Origin of the sequence: Hydrogenophaga sp. (assembly GCF_051007235.1) — a bacterium.
Lineage (GTDB): Bacteria > Pseudomonadota > Gammaproteobacteria > Burkholderiales > Burkholderiaceae_C > Hydrogenophaga.
In genome coordinates this window covers 1-1,879 of sequence record NZ_JBPCSJ010000559.1, presented here as the reverse complement: position 1 = coordinate 1,879, position 1,879 = coordinate 1, and the positions used below count along the sequence as shown (strand labels likewise).

Here is a 1,879-nt window from a genome sequence, read left to right as displayed (position 1 = left end):
GGCACGGCGATGGCCACGCAGTCGCCGAGCGCGGCCGCATCGATGCCGGCCAGCGCAAGGCGGTACGTGCCTTTGTCGGCCGCGCGCCGCAAGCGCGTGATGAAGGTGCAGAGGTTGCCGTAGCCGTTGAGGCTGGTGGCCAGCAGCACCAGCGTGAAGTCGCCGGTGGGTGCGCCGTCGGCCTGCACGCGGAACTGGCTGCCCACGATGAGCGGCAGCTGCGCTTTCTTGGCCGCCACGTGGGCCTGCGCGATGCCGGCCATGGAACATTCGTCGGTGATGGCCAGGGCGGCGTAGCCCATGGCCTTCGCGCGTTCGACCAGTTCCGCCGGGTGGCTGGCCCCGCGCAGGAAGGTGAAGTTGGAGCAGCACAGCAGCTCGGCGTGGTCGGGCAGGGACATGGCGGGTCTTCAGGCAAACACGCCATGCAGGTACCACGCCGGTTCTTCGGCCAGCCGGGTCTGAAACACCCACACGAAACCCGCCGACGGCGAACGCGCGACCCAGTAGTCGCGCACCGCGTGGCGGGCGCAGTCCTGCGCCTCATCGCGGTCCCACCAGCCGTCTTCAATGCGTTGCGGCCCCAGCAGCAGTTGCAGCTCGCCCTGGTACTGCGGCCGGTGCTGGCGCACCAGCAGGCGTTGTGGCTGTTCCAGCAACAGGGCCGGCTGGGGCCAGGCGGGGGGCGGCACGCTGCGCGCGCCGGCCGGCAGCGGCTGGCCCACCGGTTGCCAGCGGTTGGCGTGTTCGGGCCGGTGGTCGGCGCACAGCCGCGGGCGCAACACACGGTCGGCCCCCAGCCGCACCGACAGGCGTTCGAGCACATGGGCCAGCGGTTCCTGCCCCTCGGCGGTGTCCGGCAACCAGGACGCGCTGAGCTGCGGCAGCGACCGTACCTCGTCCGCGGTCAGGCGCAGGTCGCCCACCGGCGCGGCCAGCGTCACGCGCGCCAGGTGTTCGGCCAGCAGGCGCGAAAGGTGGTCCACCGCGCGCGTGGGTTCGGCCGTGCGCACCGTCAACTGCCCGCCCTCGCCCGCGCCGCGCGAGCGCAGGGCGTCGTGTGCCCAGTGCAGGGTGAAGGCGGTGGTGCCCTGCTGGCGCGCGGCCAGCCAGGCTGCCAGTTGCAGCAACAGGCGGCGCGCGCCGAAGACCAGCGCGGTGGCATCGTCCACCCGGTGCGGCAGCTCCAGCCGCGCCTCGAAGCGTTCGGGCAGTCGCACCCAGTCGTGCGTCTGCGGCGCGTGGCCGTAGGCCTGGTCGAGCGCGCGCAGCAGCGCGGCGTCGAAGCGCCGGGCCAGGCCGCCGCGCGGCAGGCGCCGCACGTCGCCCAGGGTGCGGCAGCCGATGTGCGAGAGGGTCTGCCCATGCGGCCGCAGGGCGCTGAGCACGCCCAGCGGCAGCGGGTCGAGCAGCGTGGCCAGCGGCGCGCGCAGGCCGTCTTCCAGCCCGGCGCGCGCCAGCGCCAGCGCGGCCAGGGCGTTGGGCGCCCAGGCCAGGGCGGTGGCGCCCAGTTCCTGCGCGCCGGGCCACAGGCGTTCGCGCAGCGCCGCCCCTCCGCCGAACAGGCGCAGGCTGGCCGCCACTTCCAGCAACACGGCCTCTTCGGCGATGGCGACGCGGGGCGTGAACTGCAGCGCCCAGACCGCCAGCGCCTGCAGCGCCGGGTCAGTGGAAGCGAGCGGTTCGTCGGTGTTCGATAGCTTCAGCGCGGACCACAGCATGGCCGGCCTCGCTCGGGATCACAGACAGGGACCGGCCGGCCTCGGCCAGCCGCGCGGGCCAGACCGCGGGCAGGCCGGCGGGCGGTGCGGACAGGGTCAGCGCGCGGTCCAGCGGCGGGCCCTTGCGTTTGAGCACCTCCACCCGCAGCGCCCAGCCC

At 74.4% G+C, this 1,879-nt stretch carries 2 protein-coding genes and 1 pseudogene; all 3 read right to left on the bottom strand.

The features are described 5' to 3' along the window. A partial coding sequence (locus ACR2JA_RS19830; RefSeq protein ID WP_434010779.1) for a PHP domain-containing protein occupies positions 1–401 on the bottom strand: 401 nt, incomplete at its 3' end. Positions 402–410: 9 nt separating this feature from the next. Further along, the gene (locus ACR2JA_RS19825; protein WP_434010778.1) at positions 411–1,721 is read right to left on the bottom strand and encodes a DNA polymerase Y family protein; all 1,311 of its coding nucleotides are present in this window, start codon (positions 1,719–1,721) and stop codon (positions 411–413) included. Continuing rightward, positions 1,666–1,879 (bottom strand): annotated as a pseudogene (locus ACR2JA_RS19820) (translesion DNA synthesis-associated protein ImuA); the annotation flags it as partial. The pseudogene ACR2JA_RS19820 and the gene ACR2JA_RS19825, both read right to left, overlap by 56 nt.